General features: G+C 63.8%; 23 protein-coding genes. 17 read left to right on the plus strand and 6 right to left on the minus strand.

The window, feature by feature from the left end; genetic code table 11:
* The first annotated feature begins 73 nt into the window (after positions 1–73).
* Both RQP55_RS00005 and RQP55_RS00010 read left to right on the plus strand, forming a co-directional pair.
* Positions 74–1,405, plus strand: a complete 1,332-nt coding sequence (locus tag RQP55_RS00005) for a TonB-dependent receptor domain-containing protein (protein WP_315608131.1) — start codon at positions 74–76, stop codon at positions 1,403–1,405.
* Positions 1,406–1,572: 167 nt separating this feature from the next.
* Positions 1,573–1,890 carry a PilZ domain-containing protein gene (locus RQP55_RS00010; RefSeq protein ID WP_315608132.1) on the plus strand — a complete coding sequence of 106 codons (318 nt, stop codon included), beginning with the start codon at positions 1,573–1,575 and terminating at the stop codon, positions 1,888–1,890.
* Positions 1,891–1,941: 51 nt separating this feature from the next.
* Here RQP55_RS00010 and RQP55_RS00015 read toward each other — a convergent pair whose 3' ends face one another.
* Together RQP55_RS00015 and purF are read right to left on the minus strand one after the other, a co-directional pair.
* Entirely contained in the window at positions 1,942–2,655 is a 714-nt protein-coding gene (locus RQP55_RS00015; protein WP_315608133.1) for an SDR family NAD(P)-dependent oxidoreductase, read from the minus strand.
* Complete coding sequence (gene purF, locus RQP55_RS00020; protein WP_315608134.1) at positions 2,652–4,124, minus strand: amidophosphoribosyltransferase; 1,473 nt, start codon at positions 4,122–4,124, stop codon at positions 2,652–2,654. The genes RQP55_RS00015 and purF overlap by 4 nt, the downstream gene beginning before the upstream one ends.
* Positions 4,125–4,294: 170 nt before the next feature.
* Here purF and folE point away from each other — a divergent pair, with 170 nt between their 5' ends.
* The 8 genes from folE (at position 4,295) to RQP55_RS00060 (ending at position 13,830) form a co-directional block, all read left to right on the plus strand.
* Positions 4,295–4,906: a GTP cyclohydrolase I FolE gene (folE, locus tag RQP55_RS00025; RefSeq protein ID WP_315608135.1), complete on the plus strand. Its 612-nt coding sequence runs from the start codon at positions 4,295–4,297 to the stop codon at positions 4,904–4,906.
* Complete coding sequence (locus tag RQP55_RS00030; RefSeq protein WP_315608136.1) at positions 4,903–5,613, plus strand: SDR family NAD(P)-dependent oxidoreductase; 711 nt, start codon at positions 4,903–4,905, stop codon at positions 5,611–5,613. The genes folE and RQP55_RS00030 overlap by 4 nt, the downstream gene beginning before the upstream one ends.
* A 68-nt stretch (positions 5,614–5,681) precedes the next feature.
* Positions 5,682–6,923 (plus strand): lipoprotein-releasing ABC transporter permease subunit, encoded by a 1,242-nt coding sequence (locus tag RQP55_RS00035; RefSeq protein ID WP_315608137.1) that lies wholly within the window; start codon positions 5,682–5,684, stop codon positions 6,921–6,923.
* The gene (locus RQP55_RS00040) at positions 6,916–7,590 is read left to right on the plus strand and encodes an ABC transporter ATP-binding protein (protein ID WP_315608138.1); all 675 of its coding nucleotides are present in this window, start codon (positions 6,916–6,918) and stop codon (positions 7,588–7,590) included. Before RQP55_RS00035 ends, RQP55_RS00040 begins: the two co-directional genes overlap by 8 nt.
* Positions 7,591–7,662: 72 nt before the next feature.
* A complete protein-coding gene (locus RQP55_RS00045; protein ID WP_315608139.1) occupies positions 7,663–8,142 on the plus strand; it encodes a glutathione peroxidase in 480 nt (159 codons plus the stop codon).
* 88 nt (positions 8,143–8,230) lie between these two features.
* On the plus strand, positions 8,231–11,800 hold the full coding sequence (gene dnaE / locus RQP55_RS00050; RefSeq protein ID WP_315608140.1) for a DNA polymerase III subunit alpha: 3,570 nt from the start codon (positions 8,231–8,233) through the stop codon (positions 11,798–11,800).
* A gap of 31 nt (positions 11,801–11,831) precedes the next feature.
* Positions 11,832–13,421, plus strand: coding sequence for a long-chain fatty acid--CoA ligase (locus RQP55_RS00055; RefSeq protein WP_315608141.1), 1,590 nt, complete (start codon positions 11,832–11,834; stop codon positions 13,419–13,421).
* A 13-nt stretch (positions 13,422–13,434) separates the two neighbouring features.
* Positions 13,435–13,830, plus strand: coding sequence for a DUF1330 domain-containing protein (locus tag RQP55_RS00060; protein WP_315608142.1), 396 nt, complete (start codon positions 13,435–13,437; stop codon positions 13,828–13,830).
* On the opposite strand, the gene RQP55_RS00065 is transcribed toward RQP55_RS00060, so the two are convergent.
* From RQP55_RS00065 to RQP55_RS00080, 4 genes are all read right to left on the minus strand, one after another.
* Positions 13,827–14,906 carry a PA0069 family radical SAM protein gene (locus RQP55_RS00065; RefSeq protein WP_315608143.1) on the minus strand — a complete coding sequence of 360 codons (1,080 nt, stop codon included), beginning with the start codon at positions 14,904–14,906 and terminating at the stop codon, positions 13,827–13,829. The two genes, RQP55_RS00060 and RQP55_RS00065, sit on opposite strands and share 4 nt — an antisense overlap.
* Positions 14,907–15,039: 133 nt before the next feature.
* Positions 15,040–15,567 carry a molybdenum cofactor biosynthesis protein B gene (moaB, locus tag RQP55_RS00070; RefSeq protein WP_315608144.1) on the minus strand — a complete coding sequence of 176 codons (528 nt, stop codon included), beginning with the start codon at positions 15,565–15,567 and terminating at the stop codon, positions 15,040–15,042.
* A complete protein-coding gene (locus tag RQP55_RS00075) occupies positions 15,557–17,317 on the minus strand; it encodes a lytic transglycosylase domain-containing protein (RefSeq protein ID WP_315608610.1) in 1,761 nt (586 codons plus the stop codon). Before RQP55_RS00075 ends, moaB begins: the two co-directional genes overlap by 11 nt.
* Before the next feature lie 32 nt (positions 17,318–17,349).
* Positions 17,350–18,117 carry a hypothetical protein gene (locus tag RQP55_RS00080; RefSeq protein ID WP_315608145.1) on the minus strand — a complete coding sequence of 256 codons (768 nt, stop codon included), beginning with the start codon at positions 18,115–18,117 and terminating at the stop codon, positions 17,350–17,352.
* A 71-nt stretch (positions 18,118–18,188) separates the two neighbouring features.
* Between RQP55_RS00080 and RQP55_RS00085 the strand changes: the two genes are divergently transcribed.
* The 7 genes from RQP55_RS00085 (at position 18,189) to RQP55_RS00115 (ending at position 26,471) form a co-directional block, all read left to right on the plus strand.
* Positions 18,189–19,835 (plus strand): electron transfer flavoprotein-ubiquinone oxidoreductase, encoded by a 1,647-nt coding sequence (locus tag RQP55_RS00085; RefSeq protein ID WP_315608146.1) that lies wholly within the window; start codon positions 18,189–18,191, stop codon positions 19,833–19,835.
* 12 nt (positions 19,836–19,847) lie between these two features.
* Positions 19,848–20,645: a 4-(cytidine 5'-diphospho)-2-C-methyl-D-erythritol kinase gene (locus RQP55_RS00090; protein ID WP_315608147.1), complete on the plus strand. Its 798-nt coding sequence runs from the start codon at positions 19,848–19,850 to the stop codon at positions 20,643–20,645.
* A 100-nt stretch (positions 20,646–20,745) separates the two neighbouring features.
* Positions 20,746–21,474: an N-formylglutamate amidohydrolase gene (locus tag RQP55_RS00095; protein ID WP_315608148.1), complete on the plus strand. Its 729-nt coding sequence runs from the start codon at positions 20,746–20,748 to the stop codon at positions 21,472–21,474.
* Positions 21,475–21,534: 60 nt separating this feature from the next.
* Complete coding sequence (gene ilvD / locus RQP55_RS00100) at positions 21,535–23,382, plus strand: dihydroxy-acid dehydratase (RefSeq protein ID WP_315608149.1); 1,848 nt, start codon at positions 21,535–21,537, stop codon at positions 23,380–23,382.
* The gene (locus RQP55_RS00105) at positions 23,379–23,744 is read left to right on the plus strand and encodes a hypothetical protein (protein ID WP_315608150.1); all 366 of its coding nucleotides are present in this window, start codon (positions 23,379–23,381) and stop codon (positions 23,742–23,744) included. Before ilvD ends, RQP55_RS00105 begins: the two co-directional genes overlap by 4 nt.
* Entirely contained in the window at positions 23,728–25,128 is a 1,401-nt protein-coding gene (locus tag RQP55_RS00110) for an NAD(P)H-hydrate epimerase (RefSeq protein WP_315608151.1), read from the plus strand. The genes RQP55_RS00105 and RQP55_RS00110 overlap by 17 nt, the downstream gene beginning before the upstream one ends.
* A gap of 89 nt (positions 25,129–25,217) precedes the next feature.
* Positions 25,218–26,471, plus strand: coding sequence for a class I SAM-dependent RNA methyltransferase (locus tag RQP55_RS00115; protein WP_315608152.1), 1,254 nt, complete (start codon positions 25,218–25,220; stop codon positions 26,469–26,471).
* Positions 26,472–26,565 lie beyond the last annotated feature (94 nt).

Below are 26,565 nucleotides of genomic sequence, written 5' to 3' on the forward strand. Positions count from 1 at the left end.
ACGATCTCCGCTTCACGCAGCTTGCCAATGATGTCTTCCGGCTTGTGCTTTCTTGCCATTCCATTCCTCCTTCGTGGCCATTCCTAAAATAGAAATTGGGCCACTCAGAAGGGGGCAGATCACCTCGGCTTCGGGTCCGCTGTTTGGCCTGCCGGCCGGTGACGCCCAGCTTGCCGTTGGCGTCGACTACCGCCGTGAAACCTATGAGTTCAACGGCTCGGCCGCTGCAGCTGCCAGCTCGCCAAACATCTTCAACGCCGCGTTCGATAACGTGAACGCGCTGACCCCGAAGAACCGGACGATCAAGGCGGCCTATGCCGAAGTTTTGCTGCCTGTGTTCGATGGTTTCGAGCTGACCGGCGCGCTGCGTATCGATGATTACACCGGCTTTGGCACCACCACCAATCCGAAGCTTACCGCTAAGTACCAACCGGTTGACTGGCTTATGCTGCGGGGTAGCTACAACACCAGCTTCCGCGTGCCGAGCTTCAACCAGATCTTCAATGGTGTGACGATCTCGCCATACTCAGGTAGCGATCTTGCCGACCCTACCAAGTGCCCGGGCGGCGTGCCGACCAGCGCTTTTGGTTCGGGTCAGCCTTGCGCCCAGATCCGCCCTGACATTGCAACAGGCGGTAACCTCGTTCTGCGGCCCGAAACTGCGAAGCAGTGGAGCCTTGGCGCCGTGCTGCGTCCGGCCCCGAAGTGGAGCGCTTCGGCCGATTTCTGGGTGATCAACGTTGAGGATACCATCCAGACGCTGACCCTGCGCCAGTTGATCGACAATGCTTCTACCTTCCCGGAAAAGTTCATCCGTGATGCGAGTGGTAATGTAACCCAGATTGACCAGCGTTGGATCAACGCCGGTGCGCGCCAGACCCGCGGTATTGAATTCGCCCTGCGTGGCGGTTTCGATTTGGGGGGAAGCTCAGCGGTGAATATGGGCTTTGATGGCACTCTGCTGCTGCGCAAGCTGGAGAAGGTGGCGCCATCGCTGGCCTTCACCAGCCAACTCGGCGTGTTCAGCTATGCCGGTGACCTGGGGCTGAAGTGGAAGCATAACGCTTGGGTTAACTGGTCGAATGACGATTGGTCGGCCACGCTGACCCAGGTGTTCCGTGGCACCTATGCCAACCAAAAGCTGCCTGGCATCGCGGCTGGCACGGTGGTTCGCGCTGGATTCAATGAAAAGGTTGATCCCTATTCGATCTATCATCTGGCCGTCAGCTATCTGGGCTTTGGCCCCAACTACAAGGTAACCTTGGGGGTCAAGAACCTGCTCGACAAGGATCCGCCGTTCGCCATCACATACGATGGCAACACCGGGGCCGGCAGTTCGTGGGAACCGCGCGTGGCTGATCCACGCGGTCGTTCCTTCACTGTGGCAGTCGAAGTGAAGTTCTGATCGTTTCGATCAAAACCGGAAAATTTGGGGGCGCGACCGATGGTCGCGCCCCTTGCCATTTTGGCGGCCAAACGTCTGTATCATAGGCAAAATTAGGGGGTATCGTTAACCGTCGCTTTACTCAATTGCGCCAAAAGGCGCGTAAACTGCATCATCGAGCAACGCCAATGGACATGAGCCCAGCCAGCCAGCCCCAATTGAAAGCGATAGGTGGGCGCCGGGCGGATCGGCGGATCTATGACGCGCAGATCCAATTCCGGAAGGGCATGAAGCGGGCAGTGGTGAAGCTGCGGGATATCTCGCAGTTTGGAGCACGGATATCAGGCGTGTTTCTGGTTCATGAGCATGACCACTTTTACGTGACATTGCCGGGCCTGGCGCCAATCGAGGCGCGCGTTGCCTGGGTCGCGCAATTCGAGTTTGGCTGCGAATTTATGCAGCCGCTTAGCCCGGTCATCCTTGAAGCCATTATCAACCGCAGCTGAGCCGTTTTGGCTTAACAAGCTTGGTTCGCCGCCGGCCCGATTGCCCGGAACTTAGGAAGGCTGGTTAATGCGCTCGCGGTGAGGGCTGGCGAACTCTTCGCCAAGCAAGGAAACAATACGTTCACCGACGACCGAAGGCTCCTTGTTCCTTAGCGGATCCTCGCCCGGATAGGCTTTTGCGCGCATTGACGTGCGCGTTGCACCCGGATCGACGATTGCCACACGGATCGGGGTGATATTGCGCACTTCCTGCGCGTAGCAATCGACCAGCACCTCCGCAGCGGCCTTGCTGGCCGCATAGGCACCCCACCAGGCACGGGGCGACGTGGCAACCGAGGTCGTAAGGTGAATGAATCGCGGGTTCTTGCCTTGGCGCAGCAGCGGATCGAACCGGGCGATTAGCGCCTGGGTGGCCGAGGCGTTGATCGTCAGGGCATTGGCCAGGCTTTTCGCTTCGATATCCGTCACGCCGGTCAACTGGGGGAGGACGGCAGCGGCATGGACCAATACGTCAAGCGCCCCCCAGCGACTGGTGACGGCCTGCGCGAGCCGGGCAATGCCATCGCCTTCGGCAAGGTCTACCGGCGCGATCGTGGCGGCGCCGCCGGCCTCGAAGATGGCTTCCTCAACCGCCTCAAGCGCCTTGGTGTCACGGCCCGTCAGGATCACGTGCGCGCCTGCTGCTGCCAGCGCCTGCGCCGTCGCCGCGCCAATGCCGCGGCTGGCGCCCGTTACGAGCGCAATCTGCCCGGTAAGGTCAGTCATGCGACCTTACCGACCGGGAGATCGAGCTGATCGGTTTCCGCCGCGCGGTCCGCCAAGTCAGTCAGTTTGGTCGGATAGTCGCCGGTGAAGCAGGCATCGCAGTGCTGAGGGCAAGCAGAATTGCGGCTCTTCTCGCCCACGGCACGGTAAAGCCCGTCAATCGAAACGAAGGCCAGGCTGTCAGCGACGATGAACTTGGTCATTTCATCCAGGTTCATCCGTGCCGCCAGCAGCTTGTGCCGCTCAGGCGTGTCGACGCCATAGAAGCAGGAATTGTTGGTCGGCGGGCTGGCTACGCGGAAGTGGACTTCCTTGGCCCCGGCATCGCGCATCATTTGCACGATTTTCATCGAGGTGGTGCCGCGTACGATTGAATCGTCGATCAGCACGATCCGCTTGCCTTCGACCAGCGCGCGGTTGGCGTTGTGCTTGCGCTTAACATCGGCGTGACGCGCACCATCCGACGGTTGGATAAAGGTCCGCCCGACGTAGTGCGAACGGATGATGCCCAGACCAAAGGGAATGCCGCTTTCCTGGGCATAGCCGATGGCGGCGGGAACGCCACTATCCGGCACGGGCACGACCAGATCGGCCTCAACCGGGGCTTCGCGCGCCAGCTCAATCCCGATCTTGCGGCGCACTTCGTACACCGATTGCCCGCCTGAAACCGAATCCGGCCGGCTGAAATAGACGTGTTCGAAGATGCAGGGGCGGGGCGGGTGGCTGCCGAAGGGGCGGTGGCTGGAAACCCGGCCATCCTGACGCACTTCGACAATCTCGCCGGGCTCGATCTCGCGCACGAACTGCGCGCCGACGACATCGAGCGCAACCGTTTCGCTGGCAAAGACCGTGGCATCACCAATCTTGCCCATAACCAGCGGGCGGATGCCCAGCGGATCGCGGCAAGCGATCATCCGTTTCGGAGTCTGGCAGATCAGCGAATAGGCGCCTTCCACCATCCGCAGTGCATCGACAAAGCGATCGAGCAGCGTGGGATAGCGGCTGGTCGCGATCAGGTGGATGATCACTTCGGTATCGGATGTCGATTGGAAGATCGCACCCTTGTCGACCAGCTCCTGCTTCAGGCGCATGGCGTTCGAAATATTGCCGTTGTGGGCGATCGAGAAGCCACCGCGCGCCAAATCCGCATGAAGCGGCTGGACGTTGCGCAGGCCCTGTCCGCCAGTCGTCGAATAGCGCACGTGGCCAGAGGCCATGTGGCCCGGCAATTCATTGATGATCGTCTGATCGGCAAAGACCTGGGCCACGTGGCCCAGCCCGCGCCGGGCGAAGAATTCCTTGCCGTCCCAGCTGACAATGCCGCAGGCTTCCTGCCCGCGGTGTTGCAGGGCATGGAGGCCCAGGGCGGTAATGGCGGCGGCTTCGGGACTACCGATAACGCCGAAGATGCCACATTCCTCGCGCAGCTTGTCGCCGTCGCTGTCCAGGAACGGGTGAGTAATGTTCATGATGGAATCGCCTGCCAAGTGCGCTCGCGCTTCGCCAGCGCCTTTGGCCGGACTCGCGCTCCAAGGCAAGCATGGGTTCGTATCCGTCCCCAGAGGCGGTCCAAAGGCCGGGTTGCAAGCCGGCCGGCGGAGGCCCAATTCCCGCCGCTCTGGGCAGGAAGGATCGCACCATGAACTATATCTCGAGCCACATCGACCACGACGAGGGCGAGACCAAGCTGTTCGTGCCGGACGAAGTCCAGGATGCCCTGCGCACCCTGCTGCACTGGGTGGGTGAGGATCCCGCCCGCGAAGGCCTGCTTGATACCCCGGCGCGCGTCGCGCGGGCATGGCGCGAATACTGCCAAGGAAACGAAGAAGACCCGGCGCTGCACCTTTCCCGCACCTTCGAGGAAGTGGGCGGCTATGATGAGGTCGTGCTGCTGAAGGACATCCCGTTCCAGTCTCACTGCGAACATCACATGGCGCCGATCACCGGCAAGGCGTCGATCGCCTATCTACCCAAGAACCGGGTGGTTGGCATTTCCAAGCTTGCGCGCGTGCTCCATGGCTATGCCCGCCGCCTGCAGATCCAGGAACGCCTGACTGCCGAGGTGGCCGAATGCATCTGGCACCACCTTCAGCCGCAGGGCGTGGCCGTGGTGATCGAGGCGCAGCACGGCTGCATGACCGGGCGCGGGGTCCGCACCCCCGGCGTCGGCATGGTCACCAGCCGCATGCTCGGCTGCTTTCTGGATGACGAGCGCAGCCGCAAGGAAGTGCTCAGCCTGATGGGCTATTGAGCCAGGCGGTCATCTTCGGGGCCAGCGGCGGGATCGGCGCGGCGCTGGCTGCAGCCGTGGCCACCAGCGGGCGTTATCAGCGGGTCTGGGCCGGATCGCGCACAGGCTCTGGCGCTCCGGCTGGCACGACACCCTTCGCCTTTGACCTGACCGACGAGGCCAGCATTGCCAAGGCTGCCAGCGCGATCGGGCCGGAGGTAACGCTGGTAATCGTGGCAACTGGCATTCTGTCCGATGGCACCGATTTCCAGCCCGAAAAGACCTTCAAGGCGCAGGACCCGGCCGCCTATGCCCGCGCCTTTGCGGTCAACGCCACCGGCCCTGCGCTGATCGGCAAGCACTTCCTGCCCTTGCTACCCCGGCGTGAGCGGGCCGTGTTTGCCGCGCTTTCGGCGCGGGTCGGCTCGATCAGTGACAATCGCCTCGGCGGCTGGCACGCCTATCGCGCCAGCAAGGCCGCGCTCAACATGATCCTGCGCAACTTCGCGATCGAACTGGGCCGCACCCATCCGCAGGCCGTGGTCGCCGCGCTCCATCCCGGCACCGTTGCGACAGAGCTTTCCGCCCCATTCACCGGCATGCGCGAAGGGCAGCGCCTGTTCACGCCGGACGAGGCGGCGGGGTATCTGCTGAATGTGATCGCCGGGTTGAACCCGGTCGACAGCGGGCAGGCCTTTGCCTGGGATGGACAATCCATACCGTTCTGAGAGCTTGCCCTGATCGCCCGCGCCCCCTAAGTCCGGCCCACGCGATTTCTCCCCATCCGAGGCTATCCTTGTTGCTGTCTCCGTTCGAAAAAGTGCTGGTTAAGCGCTACCTCCTGCCGGGGCGGAGCGAGGCGTTTATTGCGCTGGTGGCGGGGATCAGCCTGGTTGCGGTTGCACTGGGCGTGGCCGCGCTGGTCATCGTGATGAGCGTGATGAACGGCTTTCGTGCCGAGCTGTTTGACAAGATCGTCGGGCTAAACGGCCATGCCATCGTCCAGGCCTATGGCGGGCGGATCGAGAATTGGCAGGGCGTGTTGCAGGATGTGCGCCAGACGCCGGGCGTCACCCGTGCCTCCCCGCTGATCGAGCAGCCGCAGATGGGCAGCTTCAACGGCCGGGTCGATCTGGTTTTCGCCCGCGGCAACACGGCCGAGGATATCCAGCGGCTGAAGCCCAAGCTGGTCGCCGGTTCGCTCGATGCGTTGAAGCCGGGGGCGGGCGAAGTGGCGATCGGTTCGCAGCTCGCCTCCAACCTGGGCATCCGGGTGGGCGATACGCTGACGATCATCAATCCGCAGGGCCGCTCCACCCCGTTTGGCACAGTCCCGCGTGAGATTGCCTATCATGTTGCCGCGATCTTCGAGATCGGGGTGTTCGATTTTGACGAGCGGTTTGTCGTCATGCCGATCGAGGATGCGCAAACGCTGCTGCTTGCCGGGGATTCGATCGGAATGATCGAGGTGCAGGTGGCCGATCCCGATGCCGTGACAGAAATCCTTAAACCGGTCACCCAGCGGCTGGCCGGGCAGGCCGTGGTGACCGACTGGCGAACCATGAACGCCAGCCTGTTTGAGGCACTGGCGGTGGAGCGCGTTGCGATGTTCGTGGTGCTGTCGATCATCGTGCTGGTCGCCGTGTTCAATATCCTTTCCTCGCTGATCATGCTGGTCCGCGCCAAGACGCGTGACATCGCGATCCTGCGAACCATGGGGGCAGGGCGCAAAAGCCTGCTCAAAGTCTTCGTAACGGTCGGCTTCGTGGTTGGTGCATTGGGTACAGTCGTGGGCCTGATCCTGGGCGCGGCCTTCCTGTTCTTCCGCCAGCCGATCGTGCGGGTGATTGAGATGCTGACCGGGCAGAACCTGTGGGACCCCAAGATCCGCTTCCTGACCGAACTACCCGCCCGGGCCGATCCGGTGGAAATCGCCCTGATCGTGATCATGGCGCTGGTCTTCAGCTTCCTCGCCACGCTCTACCCGGCCTTCAAGGCGGCGAGCACCGATCCGGTACAGGTGCTGCGCTATGAGTGAGGCTGTAGTCCAGACCACCGGCCTGACCCGCAGCTTTGAGCAGGGCGGGGTGCGGATTGACGTTTTGCGCGGGATCGACCTGGCGATCCAGCCGGGCGAGATCGTTGCGCTGCTCGGTCCGTCGGGTTCAGGCAAGTCCACCCTGCTGCAAGCCGTAGGCCTGCTGGAAGGCGGCTTTGGCGGATCGCTGCGGATCGCCGGGGTAGAGGCTTCGGCGCTTTCTGCCGACGATCGCACCGACCTGCGCCGAGACAGGATTGGCTTCGTCTATCAGTTCCACCACCTGCTGCCGGACTTCACAGCGCAGGAGAATGTCGTGCTGCCGCAGCTGGTGGCCGGGACAAGCGAAGCCGCGGCTGCTGCCCGCGCAATCGAACTGTTGACTGCGCTGGGCCTTGGCGCGCGGCTGGACCACCGGCCCAGTCAGCTTTCCGGCGGGGAGCAGCAACGAGTCGCCGTGGCCCGTGCCCTGGCCAATCGCCCCGCGCTGGTGCTGGCCGATGAGCCGACCGGCAACCTGGACGAAGCGACCGCCGATCGGGTGTTTGAAGAGTTTCTGCAACTGGTTCGCGGCCAGAGCAGCGCGGCGCTGGTCGCCACACATAATGAGCGGCTGGCGGCGCGGATGGACCGCGTGTTGCGGCTGCACGACGGCCGCGTCGAATAGGCCTTTCGGCCGGTTGACGCGCGCAAAGCAGTCCTTAGTCTCCCCGCAAAATCATTGCTTGGGGAATGCAACATGAAGACCATCGCCGATTTCACGGCCAAGCTGCCCGGTGGGGGCGAGCTCAACCTGGCTGACAAGGCTGGTAAGGTGCTGCTGATCGTCAACACTGCCAGCAAGTGCGGGTTCACCCCGCAATACGAAGGGCTGGAAGCACTCTACAAAAAGTATGTCGACGAGGGCTTCGAAGTGATCGCCTTTCCCTGCAACCAGTTCGGTGCGCAGGAACCCGGCAATGCGGAAGAGATCGCCAACTTCTGCAGCCTGAAATACGATGTGACCTTCCCACTGATGGCCAAGATCGATGTCAACGGCGACAATGCTGATCCGCTGTATGATTGGCTGAAGAGCGAGGCACCTGGGCTGATGGGGACCAAGTCGGTCAAATGGAACTTCACCAAGTTCCTGATCGATCGGGATGGCAAAGTGGTGCGCCGCTACGCGCCGACCGACAAGCCAGGGGCGCTCGAAAAGGATATCAAGGCGCTGCTGTGAGCTGATGGAATGAAGGCGGGTTCGGCATTCTGGGTAAAGCGCGCCGCACCCCCTTCCGAATCGGTCCCGCACACCGCATCTAACCTGCATGGCCTTTGAACGTTTCGTCCCGATGCGCGTCTTTTCGAGCTTTACCATGCTCGATGGGACGATCGATCCCAAGGCGGCGGCCAAACTCGCCAAAGACCGGGCCTTTCCGGCGATTGCGATCACCGATCGCAACGGGCTTTATGGCGCCATGTCGTTTGCCGGGGCCTGCAAGGACGCCGGCATCCAGCCGCTGATCGGCACTTTCCTGGCTGTTGCTCGCGATGGCGTGGCGGCGGGCAAGGATCCGGTGGTCGACTGGCTTGGCCTGATCGCCCAGAACGAGACCGGCTGGAACAACCTTTGCCATCTGGTCAGCCGCGCGCATCTTGGCCGGCCGATCGAATTTGAACCCCATGTCACCATGGCGGACCTTGATGGCCACACCGACGGCCTGATCGCACTGACCGGGGCGGGTGAAGGTACGCTGGTGCGCCTGCTTGCGGCCGGCAAGGGTGAGGCTGCGGTAGAGCTTTGCGCGCGGCTGGAGGAACTATTCCCGGGGCGGCTCTACCTGGAAGTGGCCCGCCGCAACGATCCGGCGGAAGAAGCGGCCGAGGATGCATTGATCGAGCTGGCCTATTCCCGCAACCTGCCGCTGGTTGCGACCAACCCGGCAAATTTTGCCGATCCGGGCGGCCATGCGGCGCACGATGCCATGCTTTGCATCGCCAATTCCACCCATGTCGATGCGCCTGAGCGGCAGCGCAGTCCGCGCGAATCCTGGATCAAGTCGGGCCCAATGATGCGCGAACTGTTCGCCGATCTGCCCGAGGCTCTGGCGAACACCCTGGTTATCGCGCAGCGCTGCGCTTTTTCCCCGCCCAAGCGCAAGCCGCTGCTGCCCAGCCTTGCCGGTGACAAGGAAGGCGAAGCGCGGATGCTGATTGAGCACGCCCGCGCCGGACTTGCCCGCCGGCTGCAGCCCTATTACCCGGGCGCCACTCCGGCTGAGCTTGTCGAAGCCCTCGGCGCCGAAGGAGCCGCCCGCGCAGAGGCCTTCGACAGGCTCAGGCCGAGCGGGGTGGGTGAGGAATTCCTCGATTACGCCCAGCGGCTCGATTTCGAGACCGACGTGATCAACCGGATGGGCTTTGCCGGTTACTTCCTGATCGTGGCCGACTTCATTCAGTGGGCCAAGGCCAACGACATCCCCGTGGGGCCGGGCCGTGGTTCGGGCGCCGGATCGGTGGTGGCCTGGGCGCTGACCATTACCGACCTTGATCCGCTGCGGCTGGGCCTGCTGTTCGAACGCTTCCTCAACCCGGAACGCGTCTCGATGCCGGACTTCGATATCGACTTCTGCGAAACCCGCCGCGGCGAGGTGATCCGCTATGTCCAGGCGAAGTACGGCGCCGATCACGTCGCTCAGATCATTACCTTTGGTAAGCTGAAGGCCCGCGCCGTGCTGCGCGATTGCGGCCGGATCCTGCAGATGAGCTATGGCCAGGTCGACAGGCTCTGCAAGATGGTGCCCAACCATCCGACCGACCCGTGGAGCCTGCCGCGCGCGCTCAACGGCGTGGCCGAGCTGAAGCGCGAATACGATAACGATCCCGAAGTGAAGCGGCTGATCGATCTGGCGGTCCAGCTGGAAGGGCAGCCGCGCAACAGTTCCACCCATGCGGCAGGCGTCGTCATCGGTGATCGCCCGCTGGATCAGCTGGTGCCGCTCTATCGCGATCCGCGCTCGGACATGCCGGTGACCCAATTCGACATGAAATATGTCGAAGATACCGGCCTGATCAAGTTTGACTTCCTCGGCCTGAAGACGCTGTCAGTGCTCAAGAAGGCGATTGAGCTGCTCAAGAAGCGCGAAATCACGATCGATCTTGAAGCCCTGCCGTGGGACGATGCCGAGGTATATGAGCTGCTCCAGCGCGGTGATACGGTTGGCGTGTTCCAGCTGGAATCCGAAGGCATGCGCCGCACGCTGGCGGCGGTGAAGCCCACCAATTTCGGCGATATCATCGCGCTCGTCTCGCTCTACCGTCCGGGCCCGATGGACAACATTCCGCTGTTCGGCCGCCGCAAGAACGGCAGCGAAAGCATCGAATACCCGCATCCCAAGCTGGAAGGGATCCTGAGCGAAACTTACGGGATCTTCGTTTACCAGGAACAGGTCATGCAGGCCGCTCAGATCCTGGCCGGTTATTCGCTGGGCGATGCAGACTTGCTGCGCCGCGCGATGGGCAAGAAGGTCCAGGCCGAGATGGACGCGCAGCGATCGCGCTTCGTTTCGGGCTGCAAGGAGCATTCCGAAATCGAAGCGGCCAAGGCCAACGAACTGTTCGACTTGATCGACAAGTTCGCGGGCTATGGCTTCAATAAGAGCCACGCCGCCGCTTATGCCCTGCTGGCTTACCAGACCGCCTGGCTGAAGACGCATTACCCGCACGAATTCTATGCCGCTTCGATGTGCTTCGATATGCACCAGTCGGAAAAGTTGGCGATCTTTGTCGATGACATGCGCCGTAATGGCATCGCGCTGGCCGGGCCGGACATTAACCGCTCCGAAGCCGAGTTCACGGTTGAGCGGACCGATGAGGGTCATGCCGTGCGCTATGCCCTGGCCGGCATCCGCAATGTTGGCGAAAAGGCGATGGACGCAATTGTGGCAGAGCGAGAGGCGAAAGGCCGCTTTGCCAGCCTGGAGGAGCTGTTCCGCCGTGTACCGCAGGGTTCGATGAACCGCCGCCAGCTTGAAGGGCTGGCCGGTGCCGGTGCCTTCGATAGCCTTGAGCCCAACCGGGCCAAGGTGCTGGCCAATGCCGATATGCTGCTGGCTGTGGCGGATGAGGCCGAGCGCACGCGGTCCAGCGGCCAGGCCGGGCTGTTTGGGGGCGAGGATCATGCCGCGCCTTCTCTGCGCCTGGCCGAAACCACTGCCTGGCCGCGCGCTGAGCAGATGGCCAAGGAGCGCGAGAATTTCGGCTTTTACTTCGCCGCCCATCCGGTCGAACAATGGCGCGCGGTTGCCAGCGCCAATGGTGCGCGCACCTATGCAGCACTGATGGAAACCGGTGTGCCCGGCGGCGGCCGAATGCAGGCGATGATGGCCGCGATGGTCGAAAGCGTCAGCAAGGGGCGCACGCGCCGCGGTGGTGAGTTCGTTCGCGCCGATTTCTCGGACAGTTCGGGTCAATTCAGCGCCGCTTGTTTCGAGGAATCGCTGGTCGAGCCGATGCAGGGTTGGGCCAAGGACGGCACCTGCTTGCTGCTGACCGTAGAGCTGGACGCACCCAGTCCGGACGAGCCGCCGCGGGTTACCGTGCGCGGGGCGCGGCCGCTGGAAGAGGTCAAGGGTTCGGCGCAGATGCAATTGCAACTGGACGTGCTGGTGCCCGAGGCAATGCAAGACCTTGCGACCCTGCTGGGAGCTGATGGAGCGGGGACGGGCGAGGTTCTGGTCCGGCTGCGCACTGGCACGGGGCAAGAGCCGCTGCTGCGGCTTGGCCGCCAATTCCATCTCGACAGCGATGTCGCAGAACGCTTGGCAAGTGTCGAAGGTCTTGCCAATGTGGCCTTAACCGCGCGGCGAAGTGCGGGGCACCTTCGCCTCGTCGCATAATAATAATCGGGTGGGGGATTTGGAGAGCCTGATGCTGGGAGCAATGCAAGACTTTGACCTGCGGGTCACACACCTGATCGACCACGCCGCGCGCGAACATGCCGGGCGTGAAATCGTTACCCGCTGGGCCGATGGCAGCGAAACCCGCACCAACTGGGCCGGAATTCGCCACGATGCCCTGCGGATGACCCAGGCGCTGCGCAAGCTGGGCGCGCAGCCGGGTGACCGGATCGCGACGCTCGCGATGAACCACAGCCGCCACCTCGTTTCATGGTATGGCGCAGTGGGCGTTGGCGGGGTGCTGCACACGATCAATCCCCGGTTGTTCGATGATCAGCTGGAATATATCGCCAACCATGCCGAGGACATTGTCCTGCTTTATGACGCTGCCTTCGCTCCGATTATTGAGCGGATGAAGCCCAAGTGGACAAGCATCAAACATTACATCTGCTTTGATAATGGTGAGTTTGAGGCCTGGATCGGCGCCGAGGATGGGAACACCACCTGGGCCACCGGGGATGAGCGCGATCCGTGCATGCTTTGCTACACCAGCGGTACGACCGGGAACCCCAAGGGCGTGCTTTATGAGCATCGCTCTACCTTTCTCCACGCGATCACCGGTCTGCAGCCGGCGATCTTCGATTTCGATGCGCGCTCGGCCATGCTGCCGGTCGTGCCGATGTTCCACGCTGCCAGCTGGGGCCTGCCTTGGGCCGGGGCCGCGGCGGGGATCAAGTTCGTCTTCTCGGCAGTCAACGATGCTGCCGTTCTCTGCGACCTGATGAACCGTGAGAAGGTGACCCATTCGGCCGGCGTGCCGACGGTCTGGCTCGCCACGTTCCAGCACATGGATGCAACCGGCACTGAACTGCCGACCCTGCGCCACGCAATCATCGGCGGTTCGGCCGCGCCGCGCTTCATGATCGAGCGGCTGATGAAGGCCGGGGTCAACGTTGCCCACGCCTGGGGGATGACTGAAACCAGCCCGATCGGCACGACCGGGGCCAAGACCTGGGATTGGGACGATCTCTCGTTCGATGAACAGGTTTCGATCAAGCAGATGCAGGGCCGGGTGCCCTTTGGCGTCGAACTGCGCACGGTCGATCTGGGCGATCCCACCAAGGTCCTGCCACGCGATGGCCAGACCAGCGGGGCGTTGCAGGTGCGCGGGCCCTGGATCATCAAACGCTACTTCAAGGCCGAGGCTGACGCGACCGATGCCGAACAGTGGTTCGATACCGGCGACGTGGCGATCCTCCACCCGGACGGCACGCTGCAACTGACCGATCGCACCAAGGATGTGATCAAGTCTGGTGGCGAATGGATCAGCTCGGTCGAGCTGGAAAACGCGGCGATGAGCCATCCGGCGGTGGCTGAAGCTGCGGCAATCGGCATCTATCATCCGAAGTGGGACGAACGTCCGATCCTGGTCGTGGTCAAGAAGGCCGGGGCGGACGTCTCGGGAGACGAGATCAAGGCGCATCTCGCCAAGAGTGTCGCCAAGTGGTGGCTGCCCGACGCGGTCGAATTCGTCGATTCGATCCCGCATGGCGGTACCGGCAAGGTCAGCAAGAAAGACCTGCGCGATCAGTTCCGTGACTACAAATTGGCAGACGCCTGAGATGGCCGGGTATGTGGATCCGAGCCGGGAGAACTGGCAGGCATTCAAGGACCTGCCGCGCGACCGGCCGATCCACATGCTCAACCTGATCAAGTTCCGCGATCTGGCGGACTATCCCGAAGGCCACCCGAACCACGGCAAGGGTCTGACCGGTCGGGAAGCCTATGCGATCTATTACGAAGGCTTCCAGCGCGTTGTCGCCCAGGATGGCGCGGCGATGGTCTGGGAGGCCCCGATCGAATGCGTCGTGACCGGCCCGGCGGACGAGTGGGACGAAGCCTTCGTCATGGGCTATCCCAACAGCGCGGTGTTCATGGCCATGGTCAAGAACGAGGAATACGTCCGCGACGTAGTGCCCCACCGGACAGCGGCCGTGGCAGACAGCCGCCTGATCCGGTTCAGGGGCTAGAACAAGGCCAACTGCTCGTCGGCGCTTGGCGGCACAAACTGGCTGCAATCCAGCGCAGGCATTTCGCGGTTAAGCCCCAGCCGCTGGCAGGCAATCCGGAAGCGGGTGCGGAAAACGTCGGCCCAAACGCCCTGGGGCTTCATCCGCTCAAAGAACCGGCTGTCGTAATCCTTGCCGCCGCGCACCGCCTGGACGATACCCATCACCTTGCCCGCGCGGTCGGGGTAGTGAACATCCAGCCATTCGCGCATCAGCGGGGCGACCTCGTGCGGCAGGCGCAGCATGATCCAGCTGGCGGTCTTCACGCCGCGCGCCGCGGCTGCTTCCAGGATGCGCTCAATGAATTCGTCGGTGATCGCCGGAACGACCGGCGCGACCGAGACATGGGCCGGCACCCCGGCGGCGGCTAGCTTCTCCAGCGCATCGAGGCGTTTCGCAGGCGAGGAGGCGCGTGGTTCCAGCAGGCCGGAAAGCTTCGGATCAAGGCTGGTGACCGAAAGTGACACTGCGGTCAGGTTCAGCTTGGCCAGCTCTGCTAGCAGGTCCAGATCGCGCACCACCCGCGCAGACTTGGTCGTGATCGTCACCGGATGGCGCGTTTCCAGGCAAACTTCCAGAACTTGCCGGGTCAAGCGATAGGTCGCTTCGATCGGCTGGTACGGGTCGGTGTTGGTCCCCATCGCAATCACTGCAGGGCTGTAACCTCGCTTGCCCAGTTCGGCGCGCAGCAGGGCGGCGGCATCGGGCTTGGCAAACAGTTTCGTCTCGAAATCGAGCCCCGGTGAAAGATCGTGAAAAGCGTGGGTCGGCCGGGCATAGCAATAGATGCAGCCATGCTCGCAGCCGCGATAGGCATTGATCGAGCGGTCAAACGGGATGTCGGGTGAACTGTTGCGGCTGATGATCCGCTTGGCCTTCTCCTCGGTCACCATCGTCCGCAGCTTTGGACCCGGCCCGTCAATTTCCGCACGGGCATCAAGCCAGTCCCCGTCTGCCTCACGCGCCGCCAGCCCGAAGCGCTGGGGTACGGCCGCAGACTGCGCACCGCGGCCGTGGACAGGGAAGGGATTTGGCATGGATGAATTGGAACATAAAAAGAACAAATGCGCAAGTGTTGCGCGTGGGCTTCGGCAGGCTCAGGCTGAGCGGGCCGGGATGGTACGATCGAGAAACCCGCTCAGGCTGAGCTTGTCGAAGCCCGCGCCGGCTTTACGCCTCGCGCAACCGCGGCATCAGTTCAATGAAATTGCAGGGCCGGTTGCGGCTGTCGAGCTGCTCAGCCAGGATCCCGTCCCAGCCGTCTTTCACCGCGCCGTTGGAGCCGGGCAAGGCGAAGATATAGGTCCCGCGCGCAACCACGGCGCAGGCGCGGCTCTGGATCGTGCTGGTGCCGATGGACTGGAAGCTTAACCAGCGGAACAGCTCGCCAAAGCCGGGGATGTCGCGCGTCTTCACACGGTCAAGCGCCTCTGGCGTCACGTCGCGGCCCGTCAGGCCGGTGCCGCCGGTTGAGATCACGGCATCGATCGCGGCATCATCGATCCAGGCGTTAAGCTGGCTGGCGATCAGGTCCGGATCGTCGCGCACGATGGTTCTGGCAGCCAGGCGGTGGCCGGCAGCCTGCACCCGCTCGGCCAGGATATCGCCCGAGGTATCATCGGCCGCGGTGCGCGTGTCGGACACGGTGAGCACCGCAATATTGATCGGCTTGAAAATGCGGCTGGGGTCAACGGCCACGAATGATCGTTCCATTGGCGGTCATCCGCACCGCGCTGGTACCAGAGATGCCCGGGAAGGTCGGCCAAAGCCCCTGGGTAAGGGCGATCTGGCTCTCCGATGGCCCGCCAGCCTGGCGCTCATACATCCAGTAATTGCGCATCACGATGTTCACGTAACCGCGCGTCTCCCAATAGGGGACGCTTTCGATCCACAGCAGCGGATCGCCCTGATCGCGAATTTCGCTTTGCCAGCGAGCGATCGGCGTAAGTCCCGCGTTATAAGCAGCCATCACCTTGGGCAGCAGGCCTTGCGTGCCAGGTGCATCGCGCAGCATTTGCAAATGGCGCTGCCCGAAGGCCAGGTTTACTTCGGGCTTGTGGAGGTCAGCCGCCGTGCCCGGCACGCCCAGTGCACCGGCATGGTCACGCGCCGCCGCGGGCATGATCTGCATCAGCCCGCGCGCACCCGCCGGGCTGACGGCCTTGGTGCGGAACACCGATTCCTGCAGGGCATGGGCATAGACCAGCGCCGGATCGACCTGCCAATTGTTGGCCGGGGTCCACTTGGGAGTGGGGAAACGCGCCGCCGGTTCAGGGCGGCCGCCGACCGGGGCGTTGTAAGCCATCCACAATTGGGTTGCGGGCAGGCCAAGATCCCGCGCCAGGCGGTTCAGCGGCTGATACGCACTCGCCGGGCCAAGTCGGGCCTGATAGCGCAGCACTTCATCGGCCAGGTCATCGCGGCCGATCTCGGCCAGGCCGACAGCCGTGCGGATATTGGCTTCATCGCGCAGCTTTTGCCAGTCGGCGGGGGTGAAGTCAGGCGTCGTGTGGGTCTGCGGCAGGGCCAGGCCGAGCTGCTCGGCCGCGAGCATGCCGTACAGCGTTTCGTCCATCCGCGCCGCCGCCTTGAGCGCGACAGAGGCCTTTTCCGGCTGACGGCAGCGCACGGCTGCGCGGCTATTCCAGTAATGCGCGGCCGCGGTCAGCTCGCTGTTCTGCGATGCGCCAACAGTGCGGGCAAAGGCATCGCTGGCCCCCATGCAATCGCCGATCCGCCACGCGGCAAGGCCAGCGGTCCACCAGCCTTCCGCCACCCATGGGCCTGCGCCATCCTGCACGGTCTGGGCCAGGGCATAGGCCGAGGCATCGTCATTCTCGATGTAGAATGACCAGGCGATCTTGGCCCGCCACTCGGCGCGCGCGCCGGGCGAAAGCTGAGTGTCTATCCCGTCGAGCAATGCCTTAGCCCCAGCAGGGTTATCGGCCTTGATGTTGGAATTGATCGCGGCTGCGACGGCAGCAGGCATGGTTCCATCGTTGGTATCACGCGGGCGGATGCGTTTGGCACGGGTTGGCAGGCTGACCAGCGCGCCCGCCTGCGGCAATGGCGGCAGCATCGTTGCACCGCGCTTTTGCGCCAGCAGGGTGATTTGTTCGGCTTGGGGCAGCTTCGAACCCTTGGCGAGCCAGGCATTGAGCGCATCGAGTTCGATCTTTGGCGAGGTCGGGGCGAGGTAATACTCGGCCATTGCAACCTGATGCAGCGGGCCGTCCTGGCGCTGGGTGAACATTTCCTGGACCTTGGCCCAATCAGCCCGGGCGATCGCGCCAAACAGGTCGCGGTAATAGGCCCGGTCATCCTGGCTCAGCAAGCTGGGGACGTTGCTGCGATCTGCCCGGTTGCGAAAATAGTCGACCGCAGCGCTATTGGCCTGGGCAGGCGTCGCCAAGGCAGCAAGGCTACTCGTCAGGCCGATCGCCAGCATTGTCTTCGCAGTAAAGCGCGTCACGCCAGTTCTTATCCCGTCCAGTCCAACCAGGCTTGCCACAGCCCGGCCTTGCTCCGCAGCCGACCAGCCAGATTGGCCAAGCTCGGCGCTATCAACAGCGGAATGGTGAGGCCCTCATGGTTAAAATGACGCAAAGGTTCAGCAGTTTTCGTCGGATCGTGGCCAAGCAGCGGCGAGATGTGCCGCCCGAACACCAAAAGGCGGCGTGGCCGGACCAGGCCAATGTGGTGGCGCACGACTTGGCCCAGCCCCGCGGCGTCCAGCCCAGCCCAGTCCGGCAGGGGCATGTGTCGGGGCAGGCAGGCGGCGATATAGGCGCTGTCCTGATCTATTCCCATGGCGGTGAACATGGCCAGGAGCAGCCGTCCTTGCGGGCCGGAGAGCAGTAACTGTGCGTCCTCGACCTCCGGGTGGTCGACCAGCACCATCAGCGCCGCGCCCTCTACCCCGCGTGGGGCCACGCGCCCGGCAACATGGCCACCATCCAGTGACGGTTCGCTTAGCCACCACTGCTGGAATTCGGGGAGTGCTGCTGGCAAGGCGTCTAGCCCGGCAAGACGCTCGACTACCGGCGCTGGGGCTACTGCCCGAGCTGGCACAGGTTGCGGGGCGGCGGGGGCGCGTTGCTCGGGCTCCCGTGCTGCGGGCTCGGTCAGCCAGACGCGTGGGTCATCGGAAAAGGCGTGGTCGACGCCGGCTTCGCGCCACCAGTCAAGCACGGCGGCGAGGGCGGCAGCAGGGTCGAGGGCCGGATCAGTTTGTGCGGGATTGCTCACAATTGCGGTCTTGACCTGCCGCAAGCCAGCTTTCAAGGCTTAACCCATCGATTAACCCGAACAGGTGGACCATGAGCGAACGCGAATCCATGCCCTATGATGTCGTCATCGTTGGCGGCGGCCCGGCCGGCCTCGGGGCGGCGATCCGGCTGAAACAGGTAAATCCTGAGCTTTCGGTCTGTATCCTGGAAAAGGGTTCCGAAGTCGGCGCACACATTTTGTCGGGCGCGGTGGTCGATCCCAAGGCGCTGGATGAATTGCTGCCCAACTGGCGCGACGATGGCTGCCCGATGGCTGAAACCCCGGTGACTGACAACTGGCACTGGGTGATGAGCAAGACCGGCAAGACCTCGATCCCGCACTGGCCGATGCCCCCGTTCATGTCCAACGATGGGAACTACACGGGTTCGCTGGGCAATCTGTGCCGCTGGCTGGCTGGCAAGGCGGAAGAGCTGGGCGTGGAAATCTTCCCCGGCTTCCCTGCTTCTGAGGTCCTTTATAACGAAGATGGCTCGGTCAAGGGTGTTGCCACCCAGGACATGGGCGTGGCCAAGGATGGCAGCCACAAGGGTGATTACCAGCCCGGCATGGAACTCCATGCCAAGTACACCTTCTTTGCTGAAGGCGCGCGCGGCCACCTGACCAAGACGCTGAAGGCGCAGTTCGATCTCGAAGCAAACTGCGAACCGCAGGTCTATGGTATCGGCATCAAGGAGCTGTGGGATATCGATCCGGCCAAGCATGTGCCGGGCCGCGTGCTCCACACCCAGGGCTGGCCGCTGAGCGAAAGCGACAGCTGGGGCGGTGGATTCCTTTACCACCAGGCGAACAACCAGGTGGCGATCGGCTTTGTCACCGCGCTCGACTACAAGAACCCTTATGTCTACCCGTTTGAGGAATTCCAGCGCTGGAAGCAGCATCCGGAAATCCGCGCGATCCTCGAAGGTGGCCGCCGTGTTTCCTATGGCGCCCGCGCGATCAACGAAGGCGGGTGGCAGTCGGTGCCCAAGCTTGATTTTCCGGGCGGTGCGCTGATTGGCTGCTCGGCCGGCTTCGTCAACGTGCCGCGCATCAAGGGCAGCCACACCGCGATGAAGAGCGGAATGCTCGCCGCCGAAGCAGCCGCTGCCGCGATTGCCGCGGGTCGCGAGCATGACTCGATGGCCGAATACGATGCCGCCGTACGCGAAAGCTGGATCGCCAAGGAACTGAAGCTGGTCCAGAATGCCGAACCGATGGTCGCCAAGTTCGGCGGTGATATTGGCACGGTCTTGGCAGGCCTCGACATGTGGCTGCGCTACCTGAAGATGCCGATCCTGCCGGTCATGGGCCATCACCGCGATTGCGAGGCGACCGAGCGGGCCGATCTTTACAAGCCGATCGACTATCCCAAGCCCGATGGCGTGATCAGCTTCGATCGCCTGTCCAGCGTGGCGCTGTCCTTCACCAACCATGAGGAAGACCAGCCCTGCCACCTGCAGTTGAAGGATCCGGCGGTGCCGGTTGAGGTCAACCTCAAGCTCTATGCCGGTCCCGAGGCGCGGTATTGCCCGGCGGGCGTGTACGAATTCCTTGGCATCGAGGACGGCAACCCCCGCCTGCAGATCAACGCCCAGAACTGCGTCCACTGCAAGACCTGCGACATCAAGGACAAGACCCAGAACATCAACTGGGTCACGCCTGAGGGTGGCGGTGGGCCCAACTATCCCAATATGTGATCTCCCCAACCGGTGATCGAAACAGCCTTTGCCAAGATCAACCTCGCGCTGCACGTCCGGCGGCGGCGCGAGGATGGCTACCATGAACTTGAAACCGCTTTCGCCTTTGTTGACGCGGGCGACCGACTGAGCGTTTCGCTTGCCGAGCGGGACAGCCTGCGGGTGTTGGGCGAATTCGCCGGGACGCTCGACAATCCGTTCGACAATATCGTCATGCAGGCGCTTTCCGCGCTGCCGCGCCAGCAGGGCTGGGCGGTGACGCTGGAAAAGAACCTGCCGGTCGCGGCGGGGTTGGGCGGGGGTTCGGCTGATGCCGGGGCGCTGTTCCGACTGGTTGGGCGCAGCCAGGGGCTGCCCGATGACTGGCAGGCGCGGGCTGCCAGGCTGGGTGCCGATGTGCCCGCCTGTGTCCTGTCTCGCGCCTGCATCGGCCGCGGGACGGGGACCGAACTGACCGAAGTGACAAACGACCTCGCCGGCATGGCCTGCTTGCTGGTCAACCCGCGCCAGCCGCTCAGCACGGGGCCGGTGTTCAAGGCTTGGGACGGGGTGGATCGAGGGGGCCTGCCAGAGGGCGACCTGCGGACGATCATGCTTGCTGGCCGGAATGATCTGGAAGCACCTGCACTCAGCTTGTGCCCGGTAATCGGTGACGTCCTTGGTGCGCTTGAGGCAACTGGCCCCGTTCTGGCGCGGATGTCGGGCTCGGGTGCGACCTGCTTTGCGCTTTATGACGATGCCGCGCAGCGCGACGCGGCACAGGCGGCGATGCCGGCGGACTGGTGGACCCTTGCCGGGGCGCTGCGGTGAAAGCTCATTTCCCAACCCCGTTCGTGTCGAGCGTAGTCGAGACACCGGGCGCAATGTGTCTCGACTACGCTCGACACGAACGGTGGAAGGGGAAAGTCTCGTGAGCGAACACGAAGCCTATCGCCTGCTCGGCACTCCGCGGTTTGGCGGGATCTTGGTCGTCTCGGACCATGCCTCCAACCGGGTGCCGGAGGATATCGACCTTGGCATCGACCAGGCGCTGCTGTCCCAGCATATTGCGGTTGATCTTGGTGTGGCGCAGGTCGGTGCGCTGCTGGCAGAGCGTCCCGGCATCGCCGCGTTCCAGGGCAATATCAGCCGGCTCGTCTGCGATCTCAATCGTGAGCCGCATGCCCCCGCGGTCATCCCGATTGCCAGCGATGGCCATGCGATTGCCGGCAACGCACTGGGTCATGCTGCGCATCAGGCCCGGCTTGAGCGGTTCCACACCCCCTATCACACCGCGCTGTCTGACCTGCTCAATGACAGCCCCCCGGCACTGGTCCTGTCGCTCCACAGCTTCACCCCGCAACTGGCAACCAGCGCCGATGCCCGGCCCTGGCAAGTGGGCGTGCTCTATAATGCGGATGATCGCGCTGCCCGGCTGGCGATCCCGTTGCTGGAGGCTGAGCGCCTCTGTGTCGGCGATCAGCTGCCCTATTCGGGCAAGTTGCTCAATTACACGATGAACCGGCACTGCGAGGCCGAAGGGCGGCCCTATCTGGGCATTGAACTGCGCCAGGATCAGGTGGCAACGCCGCAGCAGCAGGCCGAATGGGCTGCGCGCCTTGCCAGGCTCTGCAATGAAGTGGCGTTGAAGCTCGGCTGATTGCCGTGTAGGGCTGCGCCGATCGCCCGGTTCGGGCAACATTCTTGCCGGAGTAGCCCCATGCCTGCCCTTCGTTCGCGCACGTCCACCCATGGCCGCAACATGGCCGGCGCGCGGGGCCTTTGGCGGGCCACCGGCATGAAGGACAGCGATTTCGGCAAGCCGATCATCGCCGTCGTTAACAGCTTCACCCAGTTCGTCCCGGGCCATGTCCATCTCAAGGACCTGGGCCAGATGGTCGCGCGCGAGATTGAGGCGGCTGGCGGAATTGCCAAGGAATTCAATACCATCGCCGTCGATGATGGCATCGCGATGGGCCACGATGGCATGCTCTATTCGCTGCCCAGCCGCGACCTGATCGCGGACTCGGTTGAATACATGGTCAACGCCCACTGCGCCGATGCTATGGTCTGCATTTCCAACTGCGACAAGATCACGCCCGGCATGCTGATGGCCGCGATGCGGATCAATATTCCGGTCGTGTTCGTCTCTGGCGGGCCGATGGAAGCCGGCAAGGTGGTGCTGAAGGGCAAGGAAGTGGCGCTTGACCTGGTTGATGCGATGGTTGCGGCCGCCGATGAAAGCTACACCGACGAGGAAGTGGCAACGATCGAGCGCTCGGCCTGTCCGACCTGCGGGTCCTGCTCGGGCATGTTTACTGCCAACTCGATGAACTGCCTGACGGAGGCGTTGGGGCTGTCGCTCCCCGGCAATGGGTCGGTTCTGGCCACCCACGCCGACCGCCAGCAACTGTTCCTGCGTGCTGGCCGCCTCGCGGTGGACCTGTGCCGCCGTTATTACGAGGAAGACGATGCCTCGGTCCTGCCGCGCTCGATCGCCAGCTTCCGCGCTTTCGAAAACGCGATGAGCCTGGACATTGCCATGGGCGGGTCAACCAACACGGTGCTTCACCTGCTTGCTGCCGCAGCAGAGGGCGGGGTGGAATTCACCATGGCCGACATCGACCGGCTCAGCCGCCGCGTTCCCTGCCTGTCCAAGGTTGCCCCGGCCAAGAGCGACGTTCACATGGAAGACGTTCACCGCGCGGGTGGCATCATGTCGATCCTGGGTGAACTGGATCGCGCCGGGCTGCTCCACACCGATCTGCCGACAGTCCACAGTGCGACGCTGGGCCTGGCGCTGGATACCTGGGACATCACCCGCACCGACGATCCCGCCGTGCACGAATTCTACCGCGCTGCGCCGGGCGGCGTGCCGACGCAGGTTGCCTTTAGCCAGTCGCGCCGCTGGGATGATCTGGATGCCGACCGTGAGAAGGGCGTGATCCGTTCCAAGGAGCACGCCTTCTCGCAGGATGGCGGCCTGGCCGTGCTGTTCGGCAACATCGCCCGCGATGGCTGCATCGTGAAAACCGCCGGGGTGGACGAAAGCATCCTGAAGTTTTCTGGCCCGGCCAAGGTTTTTGAAAGCCAGGATGCCGCTGTTGCGGGGATCCTGACCGGGCAGGTTGTGGCCGGTGACGTGGTGGTGATCCGCTATGAAGGGCCGAAGGGCGGCCCCGGCATGCAGGAAATGCTTTACCCCACCAGCTATCTCAAATCCAAGGGGCTGGGCGCGGCCTGCGCGCTGCTGACCGACGGGCGCTTCTCTGGCGGCACTTCGGGGCTGTCAATCGGTCACGTTTCGCCCGAAGCGGCCGAGGGCGGGGAAATCGGCCTGGTTGAGCCGGGTGACCGGATCGAGATTGATATTCCGAACCGCACGATCCATCTGGCCGTTTCGGATGAGGAACTCGCCAAGCGCCGCGCGGCGCAGCAGGCCAAGGGCTGGAAACCCGCCCAGGATCGCCCCCGCAAGGTTTCAGTAGCACTTCAGGCCTATGCTGCGATGACCACCAGCGCCGCCCGCGGGGCCGTGCGCGACCTGTCGCAACTGGAGCCTAAATGATCAAAGCCGCTTTCGCCCTTGTCCCACTGGCCCTGTTATCGGCTTGCAAGGATCCGGTGCAGGCACCTGGCGAAGGCGGCGTAGTCAAGAGCGATGCGATCTGGTGCGCCGCGGACGGTTCGACCGAGCTCAAGCAGGACTGCACGCTGGAACGCGGGAATGAGCAGGGCAAGCCCTCCTTCGTCATTCGCCATCCCGACGGCAAGTTTCGCCGCCTGATTGCCACCGAAGACGGGCAGAACCTGCTCGCCGCCGATGGCGCGCAGCCCAGCCAGTCGGCGCGCAAGGGTGACCGTTGGGAAGTTATCCTTGGTGATGATCGCTATGTCGTGCCAGTAACGGCGGATGCCCCACACCCCTGACCAAGTGCTGACCGCCGCGCAGATGCGCGATGCGGAGCAAGCCTTGATTGCCAAGGGCGTCTCGGTCGATGAATTGATGCAACGCGCCGGACGCGGAGCGGCCGAATGGATCTGGCGGATCAGCGGCGGGCGTGCCGTGACGGTGCTCTGCGGCCCCGGCAACAATGGTGGCGATGGTTATGTCATTGCCGAGGCCATCCGGCAGCGCGGTGGCAGCGTGCGGGTGATCGCCGCCAGCGAACCCAAGACCGCTGCGGCGCGAACTGCGCGGAGCCTTTATGCGGGCGAAGTGCTCGGCCGCGATGCTGACGCGACGGGTGACGTTCTGGTCGATTGCCTGTTCGGCACCGGCCTGACCCGCCCGCTCGAAGCCTATGATCTGGCGCTGCTGAACCGGCTTGCGGCCGAGCATCCGCGCCGGGTCGCAGTGGACCTGCCCAGCGGCGTCCATGCCGACAATGGGATGACGCTAAACGATGGTCTGCCTGACTGGCACCTCACACTGGCTTTAGGTGCCTGGAAACCGGCGCACTTCCTGCTCCCTGCGGCCCGGACAATGGGCGCGCTGCGGCTCGTACCGATCGGTGTGGATGTCCTACCAGAGGCTGGCCGCATGATTGGGCGTCCGCGCTTGGCTGCTCCGGCCTGTGATGCGCACAAATACACCCGCGGACTGCTGGGTGTGGTGGCCGGGGCCATGCCTGGCGCCGCCGTGTTGGCCGCCCGTGCCGCTCAGGGTGCCGGGGCAGGCTACGTCAAACTGCTGGGCGAGGGGCAGGGTGGTCCGGCTGACCTCGTGATCGATAATCAACCACTGGCCGAAGTGCTGACTGACAGTCGCTTTGCAGCGCTGCTGATCGGGCCGGGATTGGGGCGTGATGCCACCGCGCGTGAGCGGCTGGCGATTGCCCTGTCAGAGCCTATTCCGGCAGTGGTCGATGCCGATGCGCTGGTCCTGCTGGCCCCGCGGCATCTGGCAGAGCGTAAGGCCTCCCTGATCGCAACGCCGCACGATGGAGAGCTGTTCGCGCTGGAACGGGCCTTTGGGCTCGATGGTTCGGGCAGCAAGGTTGTGCGAGCCGAAGCGCTGGCGCGTGCGGCAGGCATGGTTGTGGTGGCCAAGGGCGCTGACAGCCTGGTTGCTGCGCCTGACGGCCGCGTGGCCTATGTGCCGCGCGCAACGAGCTGGTTGTCCACCGCGGGAACGGGCGATGTTCTGGCCGGCGCGATCGCCAGCAGGCTGGCCAATGGGGCAGATCCCTTCGCAGCAGCGTGCCAGGGCGTATGGCTGCATGGAGAGGCAGCCCGGCGCACGCCGGTGCCCTTTACGGCCGGACAGCTTGCGGAGCGCATCGCGACCGCTTTCGCTGAAGTCCTTTCCTGACCTTCTAATCCGTTCGTGTCGAGCGAAGTCGAGACACGTTGGCGCAAGGTGTCTCGACTTCGCTCGACACGAACGGGTAGGGAGGCTTGGTGACTGAACTATCTGAACCAATCATCCGCATCGCCGCCAAGGGCGATGGCGTAACGCCTTCGGGCCGCTATGCCTGGGGCGCCGCCCCGGGCGATACCTTGCGTGCCGACGGGACGCTGGTTCCCGGCCCGCATCATGTGACGCCGCCGTGCCGGCACTTTGCCCAATGCGGCGGATGCCAGTTGCAGCAGCTGGATGAAGAAAGCCTGGCCGATTTCGTCGCGGCGCGGGTCAGCAATGCTTCCTCGTCGCAGGAACTGGGTGCGGAGCATATTGCCCCGCCACACCTTTCCCCGCCCGGCAGCAGGCGCCGCGCTTCGCTGCGCGCCGAGAGCAGCCAGGGCCGAGTGGTGATCGGCTTTCGCGAGGCGCGCTCGCACCGGCTGGTGGAGCTGGGCGAATGTCCGGTGCTGCGGCCCGAGATTGTCACAATCCTGCCGGACCTGCGCAAGCTGCTGATCCGGCTGGGGCAGGGGCAGCAGCCAAAGAAGAGCCGCGGCAAACCTGGCAAGCATGCGCATGCCAAGCTGGCTGCCGATATCGAGGTTACCGCCACCGATCAGGGGCTGGACCTGGGCATCAAGGGCCTGAGCGCCGATGGCTTGATGTTGACCGAGCTGCTGCTCGATTTTGCGCGTGACCATGCCCTGGCCCGGCTGACGCTGGATGCTGGCTATGGCCCGGACACAGTGTGGGAGCCTGAACCGGTCACGATCACGCTGTCTGGCGTAGCCGTACCGTTTCCGCCGGGAGCCTTCCTTCAGGCGACGGCTGATGGCGAGGCAGCGTTGGTCGCTGCGGCGCAGGAATGGCTTAAGGGCTGCGCGACCGTGGCAGACCTGTTCTCCGGCCTGGGCACCTTTGCCTATGCTCTGGCGGGGCCAGAGACCAAGGTCCTTGCCGCAGAGGCAGAGCGCGGCGCCAGTTATGCCTGCAAGGCAGCGGCGGCCCGCACCGGCCTGCCGGTCCACTGCGATCACCGCGACCTGTTCCGTAACCCGCTGATGGCGGATGAGCTGAACCGCTTTGCCGCGGTCCTGCTTGACCCGCCGCGGGCTGGTGCGCGCGAACAGGTGCTCCAGATTGCCGAAAGCACGGTCCCGAAGGTCGTCTATATCAGCTGCAACCCTGCCAGCTGGGCCAAGGATGCCGCCACGCTGATCGAAGCCGGCTATCGCCTGGCCGAATTACGTCCCGTCGGTCAGTTTCGCTGGTCGACCCATGTCGAACTGGCGAGCCTGTTTGTAAGGTAAGCAGCAAAAGCAAATGGGGCCGGTGTTGCCACCAGCCCCACGCTACGCCTTCTGCTGCTCCGGCCGAGTTGGGCGACCGCCGTTCCGGGGTTGT

The organism is Novosphingobium sp. APW14 (assembly GCF_032337075.1).
Taxonomy (GTDB): domain Bacteria; phylum Pseudomonadota; class Alphaproteobacteria; order Sphingomonadales; family Sphingomonadaceae; genus Novosphingobium.

Bases quoted from the DNA above. Each gene is read 5' to 3' on its own strand.
- RQP55_RS00010 (WP_315608132.1), top strand. From the start codon at position 1,573: ATGGACATGAGCCCAGCCAGCCAGCCCCAATTGAAAGCGATAGGTGGG.
- RQP55_RS00015 (WP_315608133.1), bottom strand. From the start codon at position 2,655: ATGACTGACCTTACCGGGCAGATTGCGCTCGTAACGGGCGCCAGCCGC.
- purF (WP_315608134.1), bottom strand. From the start codon at position 4,124: ATGAACATTACTCACCCGTTCCTGGACAGCGACGGCGACAAGCTGCGC.
- folE (WP_315608135.1), top strand. From the start codon at position 4,295: ATGAACTATATCTCGAGCCACATCGACCACGACGAGGGCGAGACCAAG.
- RQP55_RS00040 (WP_315608138.1), top strand. From the start codon at position 6,916: ATGAGTGAGGCTGTAGTCCAGACCACCGGCCTGACCCGCAGCTTTGAG.
- RQP55_RS00045 (WP_315608139.1), top strand. From the start codon at position 7,663: ATGAAGACCATCGCCGATTTCACGGCCAAGCTGCCCGGTGGGGGCGAG.
- dnaE (WP_315608140.1), top strand. From the start codon at position 8,231: ATGGCCTTTGAACGTTTCGTCCCGATGCGCGTCTTTTCGAGCTTTACC.
- RQP55_RS00055 (WP_315608141.1), top strand. From the start codon at position 11,832: ATGCTGGGAGCAATGCAAGACTTTGACCTGCGGGTCACACACCTGATC.
- RQP55_RS00065 (WP_315608143.1), bottom strand. From the start codon at position 14,906: ATGCCAAATCCCTTCCCTGTCCACGGCCGCGGTGCGCAGTCTGCGGCC.
- RQP55_RS00075 (WP_315608610.1), bottom strand. From the start codon at position 17,317: ATGCTGGCGATCGGCCTGACGAGTAGCCTTGCTGCCTTGGCGACGCCT.
- RQP55_RS00085 (WP_315608146.1), top strand. From the start codon at position 18,189: ATGAGCGAACGCGAATCCATGCCCTATGATGTCGTCATCGTTGGCGGC.
- ilvD (WP_315608149.1), top strand. From the start codon at position 21,535: ATGCCTGCCCTTCGTTCGCGCACGTCCACCCATGGCCGCAACATGGCC.
- RQP55_RS00105 (WP_315608150.1), top strand. From the start codon at position 23,379: ATGATCAAAGCCGCTTTCGCCCTTGTCCCACTGGCCCTGTTATCGGCT.
- RQP55_RS00110 (WP_315608151.1), top strand. From the start codon at position 23,728: ATGCCCCACACCCCTGACCAAGTGCTGACCGCCGCGCAGATGCGCGAT.